We start from the raw sequence: 18,164 nt of genomic DNA, 5'->3' as shown, positions 1-18,164 counted from the left end.
GTCATGTTCAACGGTAAATCAGTGTTCATCTCAGGCGCGACCGGCTCGTTCGGTCGCCAGTTCATCCGCACGCTGCTGGCGCGTTATCAGCCCCGGCGCGTGGTGGTGTTCTCTCGCGATGAGCTCAAGCAATACGAGATGCAACAGGAATTCAACGCGCCGTGCATGCGTTATTTTCTGGGTGATGTGCGCGATGCCGAGCGTCTTCAGCAAGGCATGCGCGGCATTGATTACGTGGTGCATGCGGCGGCGCTCAAGCATGTGCCGGCGGCGGAGTACAACCCCACCGAGTTCATCCGCACCAACGTCAATGGCGCCGAGAACATCATCGCGGCGGCCATTGCCAACGGCGTGAAGAAAGTGATCGCGCTGTCCACCGACAAGGCGGCCAGCCCGATCAACCTGTACGGCGCCACCAAGCTGCTGTCCGACAAACTGTTCGTCGCCGCCAACAACATCGGCGGCGAAGAGCAGACGCGTTTCGCCGTGGTGCGCTACGGCAACGTCGCCGGATCGCGGGGCTCCATCGTGCCGTTCTTCAACAAACTGATCGCGGGCGGCGCTCACGAGTTGCCGATCACCGATCCGCGCATGACCCGGTTCTGGATCACCCTGGATCACGGCGTCGATTTCGTGATGCAGAGCTTCGAGCGCATGCACGGCGGCGAAGTGTTCGTACCGAAGATTCCATCGGTGCGCATCGTCGACCTGGCCCAGGCCATGGCCGCCGATCTGCCGCACAAAATCGTCGGCATCCGGCCCGGTGAAAAGCTGCACGAGCTGATGGTGCCGCAGGACGATGCGCGCATGACGCTGGAGTTCGGCGATCACTACACCATCGTGCCGTCGATCCGTTTCAACAACGTGGACACCGATTTCGCCACCGATGCCACCGGCGAAAAAGGTCAGGCGGTGAGTGATGACTTCGAGTATCGCTCGGACACCAACCCCGAGTTTCTCTCGGTCCGCCAGATCGGCGAGCTGCATGCCGACGTCAAGCCATGATTCCGTATGGCAAGCAGAGCCTTGATCAGGCGGACATCGATGCCGTGGTCGAGGTGCTCAAGTCCGACTGGCTGACCCAGGGGCCGACCATCGAACGTTTCGAAGCGGCGATGGCGCAGCGGTGTGAAGCGGGCTATGGCGTTGCGGTGTGCAACGCGACGGCGGCCCTGCACATCGCCTGTCTGGCAGCGGGGCTGGGGCCGGGCGACCGACTCTGGACCAGCCCCAACACCTTTCTTGCATCAGCCAACTGCGGGCGTTACTGCGGGGCCGCTGTCGATTTCGTCGACATCGATCCGCTCACCTGGAACATCGACGTGGACGCGCTGGCGCTCAAGCTTGAGGCCGCCGAACGTGATGCAACGCTGCCCAACGTGCTGGTCGCGGTGGCGTTCTCCGGGCAGAGCTGCGACATGCGCCAGATCGCGGCGCTGTCGCGTCGTTACGGTTTCGTGGTCATCGAAGACGCCTCCCACGCAGTCGGTGCACGGTACGCAGGACGGCCGGTGGGCTGTGGTGAGTTCGCTGACATGACGGTGTTCAGCTTCCACCCGGTGAAAATCGTCACCACTGGCGAGGGCGGGCTGGTGCTGACCAATCGCGCCGAGCTGGCCGAGCGTTTACAGCGCCTGCGCAGCCACGGCATGACCCGCGATCCGGCGCACATGGACCAACCGAGCCACGGCCCCTGGTACTACCAGCAGATCGAGCTGGGTTTCAATTACCGCATCACCGACATGCAGGCGGCGCTCGGTCTGTCGCAGCTGAACAAGCTCGACGGGTTTCTCGCCCGACGTCGCCAGCTTGCCGAGCGCTATCAGACGCGACTGGCGGGCCTTGCCTTGCAACTGCCGACGTCCGAGCCCGACGCCGAGTCGGCGTGGCACCTGTATGTGGTGCGTCTGCAGACTGCGCGCCTGCGCCTGAGTCACCGCGAAGTGTTCGAGGGCTTGCGCGAGGCGGGCGTCGGGGTCAACCTTCACTACATCCCGGTGCATCTGCAGCCGTATTATCGCGACCTTGGATTTCGCCCCGGCGATTTTCCGCAGGCCGAGGCCTATTACCACGAGGCCATCAGCCTTCCGCTGTTTCCGGCGATGACTGACGAACAACACGATTTTGTGATCGACCAGCTCAAGCGACTGTTGGTCGAATCTGACTGAATGGAATGCGCATGCGCGAGCTGACCGAACACGAGCGACTCTGGCAGGGAAAGAAGGTCGGGAGCGCCCTGGCGGTCATTCCCGCGCGTGGCGGCAGCCAGCGCATTCCCGGCAAGAACATCAAACCCTTCAACGGCGAACCGATGATCGCGCGGTCCATCCGCGTGGCGTTGAACAGCGGCCTGTTCGATCAGGTCATCGTCAGCACTGACGACGAGCGCATCGCCGAGGTCGCCCGCGCTTACGGTGCCGAGGTGCCGTTCATGCGCCCGGCCGACCTCGCCGATGCCCACACCGGCACCGTCGCCGTCATCCAGCACGCCATTGGCACGGTGCAGCAGCGCTTCGATTACACCTGCTGCCTCTACGCGACAGCGCCGTTGCTGCAAGCGCGTTTTCTGCGTCAGGGGCTGGACGCGTTGCACGGCGCGCCGGACAAGTCCTTCGCGTTTGCGGTGTCCAGCTTCGGCTTCCCGGTGCAGCGCGCGTTGACCATCAACGAGCAGGGCAGCCTGCAGGCGTTGTACCCGGAGTTTCGCAACGTGCGCTCGCAGGATTTGCCCGCCGCTTACCAGGATGCGGCGCAGTTCTACTGGGGGCGCAGCGAGGCCTGGTTACGTGGCGACGCGGTTTACTCGGACCTGAGCCTGCCGGTGGTCCTGCCCCGGCATCTGGTGCAGGACATCGATGAGCCGCAGGACTGGTTGCGCGCCGAATACCTTTATGCAGCCCTCAAGGCTGGCGGAGAACTGGACTGATGCGTGTACTGATCCGCGCCGACGCCTCGATGACCATCGGCAGCGGCCATATCGCCCGCTGCGTGACCCTGGCCAACGTGCTGCGTTGCGACGGCGCCGATGTGCGCTTCGCCTGTCGACAGTTGCCGGGGCATCTGCTTCAGCGGTTGGCCGAGCAGTCGTTCATCACCTATCCGCTGCCTGAACGCTATGAGCGGGAGTCGCAAGGCGCAACCATCGAGTCTTTCCTGCCCTGGCAAGAGGATATCGACGCTCTCGCGGCGCAAGTGGGTGACGTGGCGAAATTCGACTGGCTGATCGTCGATCACTACGGGCTGGACGCGCGCTGGGAAAATGCCGCACGGCCCTTCGCCAGACGGCTGATGGCGATCGACGATCTGGCCAACCGACCGCACGCGGTCGATGTACTGCTGGACCAGAACTACACCGCTCAGGCGCTGGACACGCCTTACGCCCGATGGATTGACGCGCGATGCCAGACCTTTCTCGGCCCGCGTTTCGCCTTGATGCGCGACGAGTTTCAGTGCGAACCCATCCCGATCAGGCCGAAGGTTGAGCGGGTGTTGGTGAACTTCGGTGGTTTCGATGCGGCGGGGCAGGTCTATGCCACGATGCTGGCGCTGCAGGGATTTGCCGATTTGCAGGTGGATTTCGTCGCCGGCCTGCACAACCCGCACTGGCAGACAATGAGTGCACGGGTGGACGCGCATCCGGGCTGGCGCTTGTACACCCAGGTCAGCGACTTTTTTTCGCTGATGCAGCAGGCCGATCTGTTCATTGGCGCAGGCGGCGGGACTACTTGGGAGCGAGCGGCGCTGGGTTTGCCGACCCTTTGCATTTCCGTGGCCAACAATCAGCAGCTCAATGCGCAACTGCTCGCCGATGCAGGCGTGCACCTGTATCTGGGCCCTCACCAGGACCTGGCGCCGCAGCGGCTGACCTCGGCCGTAGCGAATTTGCGCGATGATCCTGCGCTGCGTCAGGCGTACGCCGACCGTTCCCGCGCGCTGGTGGACGGTCGCGGGGCCAGACGCATCGCTGATGCGTTGGCCGCAGCTGCCGATAACTGACGGACAGGGCAGGGCGCGCGGCGCACTGCCCGACATATTTTTCTGACCGGCGTGCTGCCGGTCGAGCGTCATTGCACGAGTGAGCGACGATGAGTCAATTCAAGATCGGATCGCGGACGGTCGGTCCCGATGCCCCGCCTTTCATCATTGCCGAGATGAGCGGCAACCATAATCAGTCGCTGGAGCAGGCGCTGCGCATCGTCGAAGCTGCGGCCAGGGCGGGCGCCCACGCGCTGAAGCTGCAGACCTACACCGCCGACACGATGACGCTGGACATCGCCGAAGGCGAGTTCTTCATCAAGGACCCGAACAGCCTGTGGGCGGGCACGTCGCTGTACGCGTTATATGAGCAGGCGCACACGCCATGGGAATGGCACGCACCGATTTTCGCCCGTGCCCGCGAGCTGGGCCTGCTGGCGTTTTCCACGCCGTTCGACGAGACCGCCGTGGACTTCCTGGAAAGCCTCGATGTGCCGGCCTACAAGATCGCCAGCTTCGAAAACACCGACATCCCGCTGATCCGCAAAGTGGCGGCGACCGGCAAGCCGATGATCATTTCCACCGGCATGGCCAGCGTCGCCGAGCTCGATGAGAGCGTGCGCGCCGCGCGGCAAGCGGGCTGCAAGGATCTGGTCCTGCTCAAGTGCACCAGCACGTATCCGGCCACGCCGATCAACAGCCATATCCGCACGATCCCGCATCTGGCCGGGCTGTTCGGCTGCCAGGTCGGGCTGTCCGATCACACCATGGGCGTCGGCGTCTCCGTGGCCGCGGTGGCGATGGGCGCGACGGTCATCGAAAAGCACTTCACCCTCGACCGGGCCGAAGGCGGCGTGGACGCCAGTTTCTCGCTGGAACCTGCAGAAATGGCCAGCCTGGTCACTGAAACCGAACGTGCCTGGCAAGGCCTGGGTCACGTGCAGTACGGCGCCACCCAGGCAGAACAGAAGTCGCTGCAATACCGTCGTTCGCTCTACGTGGTGCGCGACATCGCCGAAGGCGAAGCCTTCAGCAAGGACAATGTGCGCGCCATCCGGCCGGGGCTGGGGCTTGCGCCCAAACACATCGATGCCGTACTCGGTCGCAAGGCCCGGCACGCGTTGCTGCGCGGCACGGCACTGAGCTGGGATGCGATCGGCTGACGCGCAATGGGCCTGCGCCGTAGGGCAATGCGCTTGCGCCACAATCGCGTGACATCTTCATGTCAATTGCCTGTCTGAAGTCCAATCCGCCCTTGCACAGCACTCATCGGTCAGCTAAAAGCTTGTAAAACTTTTGGTGACCTATGAGTCATAACGGGCATCTTCACTGTATCGTGCTTGCAGGCAGTGAAGGCATCAGGCTGATTCCAGAGACTTTCTGGGCGCGCCGTCGCTTTCCCGTTGCCTTTTTTTCGGGCCTCAAGCCCCAGATTTTCAATGCCCCGCCTCTGGGCGCCGGGTGATGTTCAGCAGTTTTTTATTGGGAAGCCATGATGATTGGCATTAAAAGCATAGCGAGTTACGTGCCTGCAGCCGGCGTTGACAATTACGCGCAGGGTGCCAAATTCGGGAAGGATGAAGAGTTCATCCTGGGCAAGATCGGTTCTGCTTTTCTGCCACGCAAGGATGACGCTCAGGAAACTTCGGATCTGTGCGTCGAAGCCGCGAACCAGCTGTTCGCCAACAACCCCGGCCTGTCCCGCGACGCCATCGATGTGCTGATCGTCGTCACTCAGAACGGCGACGAGGAAGGGCTGCCGCACACCGCCGCCATCGTTCAGCACAAGCTGGGTCTGACCACCCGCGTGGCCGCGTTCGATATCTCGCTGGGCTGCTCCGGTTACGTCTACGGTATCTATGCGATCAAGGGCTTCATGGAAGCCGCCGGTCTGAAAAACGGCCTGCTGATCACTGCCGACCCCTATTCGAAGATCGTCGACCCTGAAGACCGCAACACCACCATGCTCTTTGGCGACGCCGCCACGGCGACCTGGCTGGGCGAAGACGCGCCGTGGCAGCTGGGCAAATCCATGTTTGGCACCGACGGCTCGGGTGCGGAATTCCTCAAGACGACCGATGGCGCGTTCTTCATGAACGGTCGCCAGGTGTTCAACTTCGCGCTGGTCAAGGTGCCGGCGCATCTGAACGAGCTGCTCAGTGATTCAGGGCTGCAATCGAGCGACATCGATGCCTTCTGCATCCACCAGGGCAGCGCCGCCATCGTCGACGCCGTCGCGCGTCGCTTCGAGGACGGCAAGGCGCCCGAGAAATTCGTCAAGGACATGCTGGAGACCGGCAATACCGTATCGTCGAGCATTCCGCTGCTGCTCGAAAAGCACGTGCTCAACTCCAGCTGGAAGCGCATCGCGGTCAGTGGTTTCGGCGTCGGGTTGTCATGGGGATCGGCGATCCTTTATCGTCCGTGAACTGAGTCATCCCGAGCGGCGACCTGACCGGCAGGTCGCCGTTTCGTGTCATGCCCGATCATTGAATGGACGCCTTTGATGAGCGACATTTTCCAGCGCAACTGTGCTGTCCTGATGCAGCGTTGGCCGCATGTCATGCAGCGTCTGCTCGCCGAAGAGAGCCTGACGCTCTCCGTCGAACTGCTCGAGGGGCCCAGTCCGACCCTGAGTGTTGGCGGCATCCAGCTCACCAGCCGACACGACCGCATCAAGGAAGCGCAGCAACAGGCGGCAAGCCTGCCGGCAGACTGCCAGCAGTTGCATGTCTACGGCACTGGTCTTGGGGATTTGCAGCGTGTGTTGCTGGCCTCCACAGCCGCCGATCAGGTGCACGTCCACATCCTCAACGGCGCCTTGTTCATGCTGGTGCTGCAGTCGCTGGAGCAGGACGACTGGCTCGACGACCCGCGCATCAGCCTGCATTACGCGGCTGACCATCCTGAAATCCGGCTGCCTTTCTTCGCACTGCCTGCCGAGCTGGTACTCAGCGACGACGCCAATGCGCGCATCCGCGACCGGCTGGTGAGCGAGGTGCATGTCGGCTTCAACAATCAGCCTTTCGATCCCCGTCATCCCGAAAACCGGCGACTGCTGGAGCGGGGCAGGAAACTGCTGGAGTCCGACCCGGACGTCGCGGGTCTGTTCGGCACGCAACCCGGTCGGGACGCGTTCGTCATTGCGACGGGCCCCAGCCTGCAGCAGCACTTGCCGCGCCTGCGAGCGCTGAGTCAGTTGCCGGAGCGGCCGCTGCTGATCTGCGTGGACACCGCGCTGGTCCCGCTGCGCAGGCAAGGTATCGTCCCGGACGTGGTGGTCAGCATCGATCACAACATCACTTCGCGACACCTGCCGCCCGATGATTCGGCCCTCATGACTCTGGTGTATCTGCCGAGAATCGACGCCGAACTGCTCGCCGGTTGGCAAGGACCGCGTTACGTCGGATATTCGAGCAGCCCGCTGTACGCGGAGATTCGGCAGCAGGTGCCGCGCGCGCAGCTGTTCGTGGCCGGGAGCGTGATCCATCCGGCCATCGATCTGGCCGTGAAGATGGGCGCCGCGCAGATCACCTTGTTCGGGGCGGACTTTGCTTTCCCCGGTGACAAAACCCACACCGGCTGGGACGATGGCGACCTCGGCCCGCAGGTCGGGATATCCCGGCACTGGGTGCGCGACGGGCGCGGCGAGAAGGTCAGGACCCAGCTCAACTTTCGCAGCTACCTGATCGAGCTCGAGCGCTATATCGTTCAGCACCCCGAGGTTCGTTTTTTCAACACCAGCCGTGACGGCGCACTGATCGTCGGCACTGAATTCGACCCGGACTGGACCGCGCCATGATTTCCGAAGCCCGCATCGTCAGCGATGCCCAGCACTGCGCGTTGCTGTTCCGCTTGGGCCGCGACATCGAGGCGGCGCTCAAGACGGTCGAGCTCATCGAGGCCGCCATGCCCCTGATCGTCCAGCGCCCTTTACCGGCGCAGCAGGCGTGGGCGCAGGTGTTGAGCGCGATACTTGCCTGCCAGGAACGGCAAGACTGGATCGGCGTCGCGGACTGGCTGGAATATGAGTGGGTGGCGCTCGTAGGTCCGGACCCTTCGGCGCCAGCGCCTGGCGCGCCCTTCCAATGAGGACATTGCATGCGTAAACAACTCGACATTCCCGTGCTGGGTCGCGAAGGGCTGCTGGATTACACCTCGCGGCAAATCAGCAATCTGCTGCCGGACGGGCGTGATCTGCAGGTGCGCGCGGTGATTGATCAGTACCGGGACGAAGCCGCCCAAGGCGTCAGCGTCATCAACCGCGACGTGGCCCCCGGCTGCATCGTATGTGCCGAAGGCCGGGAACTGGTCCAGAAGCCTGCGAAGCGGCGGATTCATTAAGGACTTCTTCCGGCTTTAATATATCTTTCAAACCGGTTGGCGGCTTGATCATCACAACCAGTATTGGCGCCACGCAATTCTTAATCAAAGAATATTCCTACGCTGAGTTTTATAGGTTTAATGTTAAAGGCCCTGTCGCCGCCTTTTTTCATTAAATAAATATTTTCGCCGTCGTTCATGTAGTTAGCCGGTTATTTATCCGGCATTTGTCGTGATGGCACACTTTCACTGTCCGGTTTTATTTAAAGCCTGATGAGAGCTCGTCGATAAAGAAGTTGTAGGTTTTCCGGGAGAAATGGACTTCCCCGCTTTGCTGAAAGCCTGCCGTTTCTATCAACGAGGGAATCCAAAATGGCTTTAACCGTAAATACCAATATCGCGTCGCTGTCTGTCCAACGCAACTTGAACCGCTCTTCGGATTCATTGAGTACCGCAATGACTCGATTGTCTTCGGGGTTGCGGATCAATAGCGCCAAGGATGATGCTGCGGGGATGCAGCTTGCATCTAGACTCACCACTCAGGTTCGCGGAATGACCGCTGCAATGCGAAATGCAGGCGCTGCCATTTCTATTATTCAATCGGCTGAAGGTGCGCTCGACCAGACCATGAATAATTTGCAGCGCATGCGCGATATAGCCCTGCAAGCAACGAACGGAGATAAAGGACCGAAAGAGCGAGATGCTCTGAATCTCGAGTTTCAAAAATTGTCGGCTGAGGTGTCTCGAACGGCCAAGGGTACAACGTTCGGGGCAGAATTGAATCTGCTCGACGGCAGCGCGGGAGAGCTAAGTTTTCAAGTGGGTGCGAATGTTGGTGCCACGGAAAAAATCAGTCTTTCGCTGAGTGATGACTTCTCCAGCGAGACGATTTTTGCGGCCCGAGAGGATCGGCCAGCGGTGGCAGCAAGTGCTACTACCAGTGGCTCCAAAGCAATCGTCAAAGGCCAATACACCCCCCTGTCAATCGATGGGACCGGTGCGAGAAACACCGATAGCAATTCCGTGACGCAGGTGATGACCGATGCGGTGACAACTGCGAAGGCAGACCTGGTGACGGCTGAAACGACTTTCGCGGCTATTGCGGCGCCGGTCCAGGCTGATTTTGACGCGCTGAACACTGCCAAAAAAGCAGTATTTGATGCCGAAAAAACCGTGGCTGACGCTCAGGCAACGGACGTTAGCCTTAACAAAGCGGCGCGCATCGAGAATATCGAGTACACCATCCAGTCCATCGATAAAGCGATCAGTCAGATCAATGCTGCCCGCGCTGATTTGGGTGCAAATCAGAATCGTATGACCAGTGCGATTCAGAACCTGCAAAACATGACGAAAAACGCCGAGGCCTCCCGCGGGCAGATCGAGGACGTTGACTTCGCAGCTGAAACCGCCGAGCTGACCAAACAACAAACCCTCCAACAAGCCTCGACCGCCATCCTGGCACAGGCCAATCAGCTGCCGGCGGCGGTGCTTAAGCTGCTGCAGTAATGCCTCGGCGCTAATAGGAGTCATGCATGAAAGGGGCGCGTCCATCGGCGCGTCCTGGCAAAACTCGTTGGAAATAAAGGGCTTGGCGTCTGGATTAAAGCTTGGGCAGGTCGGGCCGAAACGTTGTGTAACCCCCGTCAAAAGCAGGGGTGGCGCTCTGGTGGCAAAAAATTTTCAAAAAGGCCTCAAGCTCCTTGCAACCACGACGATAAACATTACGAAGGTTCTCTAGGCCACACCCGGCGGTTGCCAGGGCCGGAAAGCCGCAGCACCCAACCAACGAGGAATTCATCATGTCTTTAAGCGTAAACACTAACGTTGCCTCCCTGGCTGTTCAGAAGAACCTGGGCAAGTCCTCCGATGCTCTGGCAACCTCGATGACCCGTCTGTCTTCCGGCCTGAAAATCAACAGCGCCAAAGACGACGCCGCTGGTCTGCAGATCGCTACCCGCGAAACTTCGCAAATCCGTGGTCAGACTGTAGCAATCAAGAACGCCAACGACGGTATCTCGATGGCTCAGACCGCTGAAGGCGCTCTGCAAGAGTCCACCAACATTCTGCAGCGTATGCGTGAACTGGCTGTACAGTCACGAAACGACACCAACGGTTCTGCTGACCGTACCGCCCTGAACGCTGAATTCGCTCAGATGTCGGACGAACTGACTCGTATCTCGAAGTCGACCAACCTCAACGGCAAAAACCTGCTGGACGGTTCGGCTGGCACCATGGCCCTGCAAGTTGGTTCGGACGTAGGTTCGGCCAACCGCATCGATCTGGTACTAAGCTCCAAGTTCGACGCCGCTTCGCTGTCGGTAGCCAGCGGTTCGATCTCGATCTCGGGCACCAGCGCCACTGCTTCGGGCAACATCGACAAAGCGATCACCGCAATTGACGCTGCTCTTGCATCGATCAACGCCACCCGTGCAAACCTGGGTGCTTCGCAAAACCGTCTGAGCAGCACCATCTCCAACCTGCAGAACGTCAACGAAAACGCCACCGCTGCACTGGGCCGTATTCAGGACACCGACTTCGCAGCTGAGACCGCTAACCTGACCAAACAGCAAACTCTGCAACAAGCTTCCACTGCTGTTCTGGCCCAGGCTAACCAACTGCCTTCCGCTGTACTGAAACTGCTTCAGTAATATCGGAATGAGTTTTGGCGGGGGAGTGTGCTTGCGTACTCTCCCGCTTTTTTACTTTGAGAGGTGAGTGGACATGGATATTAGCGCAAAGCTGAACTTGTCTTACGCTGCTGTGCAACCGGTGCCTGTAGCCGCGGAAAAGCCGGCTGCCGTCCCTCAAGTCGTGACTGTTCCGGCTTCGGCCAGCAAGGCGGATACGGCGTCGAGTAAAGACTCAGGATCCGGAGATAACTCGCAGGCGTTGAAAACCGCCGTGCAGGAAATCGAAAAATTCGTTCAGTCGGTGCGACGTAATCTTGAATTCTCTATCGATGAGGCGTCGGGAAAAGTCGTCGTGAAGGTGATTGCCAGTGAAACGGGTGAGGTCGTACGCCAGTTGCCGTCCGCCGAGGCCCTGAAAATTGCCGACAGTCTGCAGAACGCACACAGCCTGTTGTTTGACGCAAAAGTTTAAATGGCATGAAACGTGAACGCGGTTATTTTGAGCTGTGAACAGTCAAAAGACCGACTCAAACTGAAAGGAGACTTACATGGCTAGTCCAATTACCCCTTCAACCGGCCTCGGGTCCGGCCTGGCTATTGGCGATATCGTCAGTGCCCTAGTCAACTCCGACAAATTGGCGAAGCAGACGCAGATCACCACCCAGACCAAACTGGTCACCACGCAGTTGTCCGGCATCGGTACGCTGCAATCGGCGTTGTCGGCATTCCAGACGCTGATCAAGCCGCCTGTTGGCACCACCAGCACGCTGCAATTCGCCGGTTATGCAGCGACGTCTTCCGACACCACCAAAATGACCGTCACCTCCGACAACACCGCGGTGCCGGGTACGTACGCGGTCAAGGTCAATAACATCGCTACCAGTTCCAGCGTTGCCAGCGCTGCGTTCTCCGGCGGATCGACGAGTGCCATTCCGACTGGTTCCCTGACCATCAGTCAAAATGGCAATTCCAAGACCTACACCATTCCTGCAGGCGCAACGCTGGCGTCGGTGGTCAAACAGATCAACGCCGACACTAAGACCACTGCTATCAGTGCCAACATCATCACCGATGACAACGGATCGCGGCTGGTGCTGGGTTCGACCATTACCGGTGCGGGCACTGAAATCAAGACCACCAGCAGCATCACCGCTCTGCGGATGGATGGCACCGCTGTGCTGGACCCGACCGACAAGGCCTCGGCAGGCTACATCGGCAACCCGCCAGTCAGTGCCTCGCTGACCATCAACGGCCTGGCGGTGACCAGCAAGAGCAATACCATCGACAAGGCCTTGGGCGGTGTGTCGATGACGCTGCTGCCTGGCAGCAACAATTCCACCACCACCGTCACGGTCAGCACCAACACCGATGGGTTAAAGGCATCCCTCCAGGCATTTGTCGATTCATACAACGCGGTGGTGAGTGCGGTCAGTGCGGTGACCAAGGCGACGATCAGCGACACCCCGGACCCGACCACCGGTGCAACCGTGACCCCGGCGGCACTGACTGGCGATTCGATGCCGCGTTCGATTCTCGCTGCGCTGCGTGATGAGCTGGTAACCTCTGGCGCAAGTGGTAACGTCACGGTGCTCTCGCAGCTGGGTATCACCACCGGCCAGAGCGACGGCAAGCTGACCCTGGACAGCAAAAAGTTCGATACCGCCATGACCAACGGCATGGCCGGTGACGTGCAGCAGTTGTTCAGCGGCACCGGCGACGGCAAAAACGGACTGCTCGCGCGGATGAACGCGGCCGTCACGCCCTACACCCAGACCGGCGGTATTTTCGATACGCGCAAGACCAGCCTCAACAAGCAGCAGTCCAATCTCCAGGATCAACAGACTGCCTTGGATCTGCGGGTCACGACCCTGACCGCGACCCTGACCGCTAAGTACAACGCCATGGACTTGCTGGTTGGTCAGTTGAAGGCGTCGGCCAACAGCATCACGTCGTTCTTCGACACGCTCAACGCTCAGAAGAGCTGACAGAGCGGAGTGAAAACCCGGACCCGGCCCTAGTGCCGGGTTTTTGGCATCTGGCCTTAAAGTTTTTTCGGGCCGTGTCGATACCCTGAATATAGAAAACTTCGAGTTGTGCGAGGTAAGAACATGAACCGTATGGCAGCCCTTCGGCAGTATCAGAAGGTCAACTCACAAGCCCAGACCGCCGTGGCGACCCCGCATCGGCTGGTACAAATGCTGATGGAAGCCGGCCTGGATCGCATTGCCCAGGCCAAAGGCGCCATCGGTCGCAAGGATGTGCCGGCCAAGGGCGTCCTCATCGGCAAGGCGATCGAGATCATCGGTGGCCTGCGCGAAGGGCTGGATATGGAAAAGCAGGCAGAAGAACTGGCTCACGTCGACAATCTGTACGTGTACATGATGAAGCGTCTGGCCCAGGCCAACATCAAGTCCGATCCACGCATCCTCGACGAGGTCAGCGAATTGCTGACGACCGTCAAAGAAGGTTGGGATGCGATCGGCGAACAGCAACCCGCGCTGTAAGGAGATCACCATGAGTGCTGCACTCAAGCGAATCGAAGAAACCCGTGAGGCCTTGGTCGATGCTCTCGCTCAGCGCGATTGGGAGGCAATCGGCCAACTCGATATGGCCTGCCGTGCCTGTGTCGATGAAGTGATCAGTCAGGGGAGCGACGATGAGCCGCAGTTGCGCAGCAATCTGGAGGAGCTGCTAGGGGTGTATCGGCAGATGATTGATATCGCCGTGGGCGAACGTCAGGCAATTGTCGATGAAATGTCGCAGATCCAGCGAGCGAAAAGCGCTGCAAAGGTTTACCATCTGTTTGGTTGACGCTTGGTTGATCTAAAAAATTTGTGCGCCATAAAATTGACTGTGTACGGTTTTTTGACTTAACTAGTGATGTTCACTAATTTCTGGTTTCTGTGGCGTCTCTGCGGACCATACATAAGCCAAGCTTGCCCCTGAATGGGCATCGAGTTGACTAGGGAAGTTGCTATTGCATGTGGCGTGAAATCAAAATTCTGCTGATCGATGACGATAGCCAGCGCCGCCGTGACATGGCGGTGATTCTGAATTTTCTCGGCGATGAGAACCTCTCCTGCTCCAGCACTGACTGGCAGCAAGTCGTGGGCTCTCTGGCATCCACTCGGGAAGTCCTCTGTGTGCTGGTCGGCACCGTCAATACGCCAGGCAGTCTCCAAGGGCTGCTTAAGACCATAGCCGCATGGGATGAGTTCCTTCCGGTTCTGCTGATGGGCGAAAATTCTTCTGCCGAGCTCGCCGAAGACCTGCGCCGACGGGTGTTGTCCACCGTCGAGATGCCGCCCAGCTACAGCAAGCTGCTGGATTCCCTGCACCGCGCCCAGGTCTATCGCGAGATGTACGACCAGGCCCGCGAGCGCGGCCGTCAGCGCGAACCCAATCTCTTCCGCAGTCTGGTCGGCACCAGCCGCGCCATCCAGCATGTCCGCCAGATGATGCAGCAAGTGGCCGACACCGACGCCAGTGTGTTGATCCTCGGCGAATCGGGCACCGGCAAGGAAGTGGTCGCGCGTAACCTGCACTATCACTCCAAGCGCCGCGACGCGCCTTTCGTGCCGGTCAACTGCGGCGCCATTCCCGCCGAGTTGCTCGAGAGCGAACTGTTCGGTCACGAGAAGGGCGCCTTCACCGGTGCCATCACCAGCCGAGCGGGACGTTTCGAACTCGCCAACGGCGGTACGCTGTTCCTCGATGAAATCGGTGACATGCCGCTGCCGATGCAGGTCAAACTGCTGCGCGTTTTGCAGGAACGCACCTTCGAGCGCGTGGGCAGCAACAAGACGCAGAGCGTCGATGTGCGCATCATTGCAGCCACCCACAAAAACCTCGAAGACATGATCGAGACCGGTGGTTTCCGCGAAGACCTTTACTACCGTCTGAACGTATTCCCGATCGAAATGGCGCCGCTGCGCGAGCGCGTGGAAGACATTCCGCTGCTGATGAATGAACTGATCTCGCGCATGGAGCACGAGAAGCGCGGTTCGATTCGCTTCAATTCCGCCGCAATCATGTCGCTGTGCCGTCACGGCTGGCCGGGCAACGTGCGGGAGCTGGCCAACCTCGTCGAGCGCATGGCGATCATGCATCCGTATGGCGTGATCGGCGTGGCCGAGCTGCCGAAGAAATTCCGCTACGTCGACGACGAAGACGAGCAGTTGGTCGACAGCCTGCGCAGTGATCTCGAAGAGCGCGTGGCCATCAACGGTCATACGCCCAACTTCGCCAATAGCGCCATGCTGCCGCCGGAAGGTCTTGACCTGAAAGATTACCTCGGTGGCCTGGAACAGGGCCTGATTCAGCAGGCGCTGGACGATGCAAACGGCATTGTGGCACGCGCTGCCGAGCGTCTGCGCATTCGCCGTACCACGTTGGTGGAGAAGATGCGCAAGTACGGAATGAGTCGCCGTGAAGGCGATGATCAGGGCGACGACTGACACTCGTTTGACGCGCCAAAAACAAACCGCTGATTTTTCAGCGGTTTTTTTTCGGCATGAGGATTGCTAAGTCTCTCGCATCACACCGTTTACTGACGGTTCGCCACACGAGAGATCAACTATGCCTCAGGCCGCTCAGATGTCTTCCGAACCTGTATTACCGGCGGGTTCGCAAGTGCAGCCGTCCTTGGAAGTGGAAAGTCGACAAGGGCTCGAACATGCTTTCGCGTTGTTCAATCAGATGTCGACGCAACTGACTGACTCGTACAGCTTGCTGGAAGCGCGCGTCACCGAGCTCAAGGGTGAGCTGGCGGTGGTCAGTGCTCAGCGCATGCAGGAGCTGGCGGAGAAGGAACGTCTGGCCAACCGTCTGCAGAACCTGCTGGATCTGCTGCCGGGCGGGGTCATCGTCATCGACGGCACCGGCAGGGTCCGTGAAGCCAATCCGGCAGCATGCGACCTGCTCGGAGAGCCTTTGGTGGGCATGCTCTGGCGTCATGTCATCGCTCGCTGCTTCGCTCCGCGCGAAGACGACGGTCACGAAATTTCCCTCAAGGACGGTCGTCGGCTGTCGATCGCGACGCGTTCGCTGGACGCCGAGCCCGGGCAACTGGTGCTGCTCAACGACCTGACTGAAACCCGTCATTTGCAGAGCCAGCTGGCGCGTCATGAACGGTTGTCGTCGCTGGGGCGCATGGTCGCCTCGCTTGCTCATCAAATCCGCACGCCGTTGTCGGCGGCCATGATCTACGCCAGCCACCTGACCGAGCAGGCGCTGAATGTCGAGACCCAGCAACGTTTCGCCGGACGGCTCAAGGAGCGGCTGCATGAGCTTGAGCATCAAGTGCGCGACATGCTGGTGTTCGCCCGCGGCGAGCTGCCGCTGACCGACCGTGTCAGTCCGTCGGCGCTGGTGTCTGCGCTGGAATCCGCTGCACAGACGCATGTGCGCGATGTCGCCGTGCGCTGGCAGTGCAACAGTCCCCACGGCGAACTGCTCTGCAATCGCGACACGCTGGTCGGCGCGCTGCTCAACCTTATCGAAAATGCGGTGCAGGCGAGTGCCGGTCAGGCGCGCGTCAAGATTCATGCGTACAACCGCGGCAACATGCTGCGGGTGTGCATCAGTGACAGCGGCAGCGGCATCGAGCCTGCGGCGCTGGCGCGTATCGGCGAGCCTTTCTTCACCACCAAAACCACGGGGACCGGTCTGGGACTGGCAGTGGTCACGGCGGTTGCTCGCGCTCACCAGGGACAGGTGCAATTCCGTTCGCGTCCGGGGCGCGGTACCTGTGCCATCGTTTCCTTGCCGCTGGTTCCGGGCACCGGCGCGACGGGTAATTATTCATGACGATCAAGGTATTGCTGGTCGAGGACGATCATTCCCTGCGCGAAGCCCTGGGCGAAACGCTCGAGCTGGCCGGTCACGATTACCACGCTGTCGGCTCGGCCGAAGAAGCGCTGCTGGCCGCAGGCGAGGCGTCATTCAGTCTGGTGGTCAGCGACGTCAACATGCCTGGCATGGACGGTCATCAGTTGCTGGCGCAGTTGCGCAGCCGCTACCCGCAATTGCCGGTGCTGTTGATGACGGCCCACGGCGCGGTCGATCGTGCAGTGGAAGCCATGCGTCAGGGCGCCGCCGATTATCTGGTCAAGCCGTTCGAGCCCAAGGCGCTGCTGGCGCTGGTGGCGCGTCACGCACTGGGTCGACTCGGGCCCGCCGACGGCGAAGGTCCGATTGCCGTTGAACCTGCCAGCGTGCAGTTGCTCAATCTGGCCAGCCGCGTGGCGAAGAGCGATTCCACCGTGCTGATCTCCGGCGAGTCAGGGACGGGCAAGGAAGTTCTGGCGCGATTCATTCATCAGCAATCGCCGCGTGCCGGCAAACCATTCATCGCGATCAACTGCGCGGCGATCCCGGACAACATGCTCGAAGCGACATTGTTCGGCCATGAAAAAGGCTCGTTCACCGGCGCCATTGCCGCGCAGGCGGGCAAGTTCGAGCAGGCTGACGGCGGCACGATTCTGCTCGACGAAATTTCCGAGATGCCGATGGGGCTGCAAGCCAAGTTGCTGCGCGTGCTGCAGGAGCGGGAAGTGGAGCGCGTCGGTGCGCGCAAGCCGATCGAGCTGGACATCCGCGTGCTGGCGACCACCAACCGTGATCTGGCGGGCGAGGTGGCGGCGGGGCGCTTCCGTGAAGACTTGTTCTACCGGTTGTCGGTGTTCCCGCTGGCGTGGCAGGCGTTGCGTCAGCGACCCGCCGATATTCTGCCGCTGGCTGAGCGATTGCTCGCCAAGCACGTCAATAAAATGAAACATGCGCCGGTTCGCTTGTCGGCCGATGCGCAAAAGTGTCTGGTCGGATACAGCTGGCCGGGCAATGTTCGCGAACTGGACAACGCCGTGCAGCGCGCGCTCATCCTGCAGCAGGGCGGGGTGATCCAGGCGCAGGACTTCTGTCTGGCCGGGCCGATCACCTTTGCGTCGATCCCGACCGCTGCCCCCGTCCTTCAGGTTTTGCCCGCCGTGCCGACAACGTCCAGCGTCATGGATTCGTCGCCAGAGGCGGGCGGCGCTGAGCAGGCGGGTGCACTGGGTGAGGATCTGCGTCGCCGCGAGTTTCAGATGATCATCGACACCCTGCGCGCCGAGCGCGGCCGCCGCAAGGAAGCCGCCGAACGCCTGGGCATCAGCCCGCGCACCCTGCGCTACAAGCTGGCGCAGATGCGCGATGCAGGGATGGATGTCGAAGGCTATCTGTTCGCCAGCTGAATGA

18 protein-coding genes are annotated in these 18,164 nt (G+C 60.5%); all 18 read left to right on the top strand.

The genetic code is table 11. From position 1 onward, the window contains the following. Nucleotides 1-3: 3 nt before the first annotated feature. The 18 genes from pseB to AAGQ88_RS18605 all read left to right on the top strand — a co-directional run bounded on the left by pseB (nucleotide 4) and on the right by AAGQ88_RS18605 (nucleotide 18,160). Nucleotides 4-1,005, top strand: coding sequence for a UDP-N-acetylglucosamine 4,6-dehydratase (inverting) (pseB, locus tag AAGQ88_RS18690; RefSeq protein ID WP_285425840.1), 1,002 nt, complete (start codon nucleotides 4-6; stop codon nucleotides 1,003-1,005). After that, nucleotides 1,002-2,168 carry a UDP-4-amino-4,6-dideoxy-N-acetyl-beta-L-altrosamine transaminase gene (gene pseC, locus AAGQ88_RS18685; RefSeq protein ID WP_342653219.1) on the top strand — a complete coding sequence of 389 codons (1,167 nt, stop codon included), beginning with the start codon at nucleotides 1,002-1,004 and terminating at the stop codon, nucleotides 2,166-2,168. Before pseB ends, pseC begins: the two co-directional genes overlap by 4 nt. A gap of 11 nt (nucleotides 2,169-2,179) precedes the next feature. After that, entirely contained in the window at nucleotides 2,180-2,926 is a 747-nt protein-coding gene (gene pseF / locus AAGQ88_RS18680; protein ID WP_342653218.1) for a pseudaminic acid cytidylyltransferase, read from the top strand. Further along, a complete protein-coding gene (gene pseG / locus AAGQ88_RS18675) occupies nucleotides 2,926-3,996 on the top strand; it encodes a UDP-2,4-diacetamido-2,4,6-trideoxy-beta-L-altropyranose hydrolase (protein ID WP_342653217.1) in 1,071 nt (356 codons plus the stop codon). The genes pseF and pseG overlap by 1 nt, the downstream gene beginning before the upstream one ends. A gap of 89 nt (nucleotides 3,997-4,085) precedes the next feature. Continuing rightward, the gene (gene pseI, locus AAGQ88_RS18670; RefSeq protein WP_342653216.1) at nucleotides 4,086-5,138 is read left to right on the top strand and encodes a pseudaminic acid synthase; all 1,053 of its coding nucleotides are present in this window, start codon (nucleotides 4,086-4,088) and stop codon (nucleotides 5,136-5,138) included. A gap of 332 nt (nucleotides 5,139-5,470) precedes the next feature. Further along, complete coding sequence (locus AAGQ88_RS18665; protein ID WP_177182061.1) at nucleotides 5,471-6,403, top strand: ketoacyl-ACP synthase III; 933 nt, start codon at nucleotides 5,471-5,473, stop codon at nucleotides 6,401-6,403. A gap of 78 nt (nucleotides 6,404-6,481) precedes the next feature. Further along, complete coding sequence (locus AAGQ88_RS18660) at nucleotides 6,482-7,777, top strand: 6-hydroxymethylpterin diphosphokinase MptE-like protein (protein ID WP_342653215.1); 1,296 nt, start codon at nucleotides 6,482-6,484, stop codon at nucleotides 7,775-7,777. Then, a complete protein-coding gene (locus AAGQ88_RS18655) occupies nucleotides 7,774-8,067 on the top strand; it encodes a hypothetical protein (protein WP_342653214.1) in 294 nt (97 codons plus the stop codon). Before AAGQ88_RS18660 ends, AAGQ88_RS18655 begins: the two co-directional genes overlap by 4 nt. Before the next feature lie 9 nt (nucleotides 8,068-8,076). Next, nucleotides 8,077-8,319 (top strand): hypothetical protein, encoded by a 243-nt coding sequence (locus AAGQ88_RS18650; RefSeq protein ID WP_342653213.1) that lies wholly within the window; start codon nucleotides 8,077-8,079, stop codon nucleotides 8,317-8,319. A 351-nt stretch (nucleotides 8,320-8,670) separates the two neighbouring features. Continuing rightward, nucleotides 8,671-9,804, top strand: a complete 1,134-nt coding sequence (locus AAGQ88_RS18645; RefSeq protein WP_342653212.1) for a flagellin — start codon at nucleotides 8,671-8,673, stop codon at nucleotides 9,802-9,804. Nucleotides 9,805-10,097: 293 nt separating this feature from the next. After that, nucleotides 10,098-10,946, top strand: a complete 849-nt coding sequence (locus tag AAGQ88_RS18640) for a flagellin domain-containing protein (RefSeq protein ID WP_342653211.1) — start codon at nucleotides 10,098-10,100, stop codon at nucleotides 10,944-10,946. A 73-nt stretch (nucleotides 10,947-11,019) separates the two neighbouring features. After that, a complete protein-coding gene (locus AAGQ88_RS18635; protein ID WP_342653210.1) occupies nucleotides 11,020-11,400 on the top strand; it encodes a flagellar protein FlaG in 381 nt (126 codons plus the stop codon). 76 nt (nucleotides 11,401-11,476) lie between these two features. Then, the gene (gene fliD, locus AAGQ88_RS18630; protein WP_342653209.1) at nucleotides 11,477-12,913 is read left to right on the top strand and encodes a flagellar filament capping protein FliD; all 1,437 of its coding nucleotides are present in this window, start codon (nucleotides 11,477-11,479) and stop codon (nucleotides 12,911-12,913) included. 123 nt (nucleotides 12,914-13,036) lie between these two features. Beyond that, entirely contained in the window at nucleotides 13,037-13,432 is a 396-nt protein-coding gene (gene fliS, locus AAGQ88_RS18625; RefSeq protein WP_093459678.1) for a flagellar export chaperone FliS, read from the top strand. 10 nt (nucleotides 13,433-13,442) lie between these two features. After that, nucleotides 13,443-13,739 carry a flagellar protein FliT gene (gene fliT / locus AAGQ88_RS18620; protein ID WP_285425855.1) on the top strand — a complete coding sequence of 99 codons (297 nt, stop codon included), beginning with the start codon at nucleotides 13,443-13,445 and terminating at the stop codon, nucleotides 13,737-13,739. 170 nt (nucleotides 13,740-13,909) lie between these two features. Continuing rightward, nucleotides 13,910-15,385, top strand: coding sequence for a transcriptional regulator FleQ (gene fleQ, locus AAGQ88_RS18615; RefSeq protein ID WP_285425856.1), 1,476 nt, complete (start codon nucleotides 13,910-13,912; stop codon nucleotides 15,383-15,385). A gap of 121 nt (nucleotides 15,386-15,506) precedes the next feature. Then, entirely contained in the window at nucleotides 15,507-16,736 is a 1,230-nt protein-coding gene (locus AAGQ88_RS18610; protein ID WP_285425858.1) for an ATP-binding protein, read from the top strand. Next, entirely contained in the window at nucleotides 16,733-18,160 is a 1,428-nt protein-coding gene (locus tag AAGQ88_RS18605; RefSeq protein ID WP_285425859.1) for a sigma-54 dependent transcriptional regulator, read from the top strand. The genes AAGQ88_RS18610 and AAGQ88_RS18605 overlap by 4 nt, the downstream gene beginning before the upstream one ends. The last annotated feature ends 4 nt before the right edge of the window (nucleotides 18,161-18,164 follow it).

It is taken from the genome of Pseudomonas sp. F3-2, from assembly GCF_038804275.1.
Taxonomy (GTDB): domain Bacteria; phylum Pseudomonadota; class Gammaproteobacteria; order Pseudomonadales; family Pseudomonadaceae; genus Aquipseudomonas.
This window is presented reverse-complemented; position numbering and strand designations above follow the sequence as displayed.

What these genes read in the sequence shown, in the direction of transcription:
- fliT (WP_285425855.1), top strand. Translation starts at nt 13,443, where the DNA reads ATGAGTGCTGCACTCAAGCGAATCGAAGAAACCCGTGAGGCCTTGGTC.
- AAGQ88_RS18635 (WP_342653210.1), top strand. Translation starts at nt 11,020, where the DNA reads ATGGATATTAGCGCAAAGCTGAACTTGTCTTACGCTGCTGTGCAACCG.
- AAGQ88_RS18650 (WP_342653213.1), top strand. Translation starts at nt 8,077, where the DNA reads ATGCGTAAACAACTCGACATTCCCGTGCTGGGTCGCGAAGGGCTGCTG.
- fleQ (WP_285425856.1), top strand. Translation starts at nt 13,910, where the DNA reads ATGTGGCGTGAAATCAAAATTCTGCTGATCGATGACGATAGCCAGCGC.
- AAGQ88_RS18605 (WP_285425859.1), top strand. Translation starts at nt 16,733, where the DNA reads ATGACGATCAAGGTATTGCTGGTCGAGGACGATCATTCCCTGCGCGAA.
- pseC (WP_342653219.1), top strand. Translation starts at nt 1,002, where the DNA reads ATGATTCCGTATGGCAAGCAGAGCCTTGATCAGGCGGACATCGATGCC.
- AAGQ88_RS18640 (WP_342653211.1), top strand. Translation starts at nt 10,098, where the DNA reads ATGTCTTTAAGCGTAAACACTAACGTTGCCTCCCTGGCTGTTCAGAAG.
- AAGQ88_RS18665 (WP_177182061.1), top strand. Translation starts at nt 5,471, where the DNA reads ATGATTGGCATTAAAAGCATAGCGAGTTACGTGCCTGCAGCCGGCGTT.
- AAGQ88_RS18645 (WP_342653212.1), top strand. Translation starts at nt 8,671, where the DNA reads ATGGCTTTAACCGTAAATACCAATATCGCGTCGCTGTCTGTCCAACGC.
- AAGQ88_RS18610 (WP_285425858.1), top strand. Translation starts at nt 15,507, where the DNA reads ATGCCTCAGGCCGCTCAGATGTCTTCCGAACCTGTATTACCGGCGGGT.
- pseI (WP_342653216.1), top strand. Translation starts at nt 4,086, where the DNA reads ATGAGTCAATTCAAGATCGGATCGCGGACGGTCGGTCCCGATGCCCCG.
- pseB (WP_285425840.1), top strand. Translation starts at nt 4, where the DNA reads ATGTTCAACGGTAAATCAGTGTTCATCTCAGGCGCGACCGGCTCGTTC.
- AAGQ88_RS18655 (WP_342653214.1), top strand. Translation starts at nt 7,774, where the DNA reads ATGATTTCCGAAGCCCGCATCGTCAGCGATGCCCAGCACTGCGCGTTG.
- fliS (WP_093459678.1), top strand. Translation starts at nt 13,037, where the DNA reads ATGAACCGTATGGCAGCCCTTCGGCAGTATCAGAAGGTCAACTCACAA.
- AAGQ88_RS18660 (WP_342653215.1), top strand. Translation starts at nt 6,482, where the DNA reads ATGAGCGACATTTTCCAGCGCAACTGTGCTGTCCTGATGCAGCGTTGG.
- pseG (WP_342653217.1), top strand. Translation starts at nt 2,926, where the DNA reads ATGCGTGTACTGATCCGCGCCGACGCCTCGATGACCATCGGCAGCGGC.
- fliD (WP_342653209.1), top strand. Translation starts at nt 11,477, where the DNA reads ATGGCTAGTCCAATTACCCCTTCAACCGGCCTCGGGTCCGGCCTGGCT.
- pseF (WP_342653218.1), top strand. Translation starts at nt 2,180, where the DNA reads ATGCGCGAGCTGACCGAACACGAGCGACTCTGGCAGGGAAAGAAGGTC.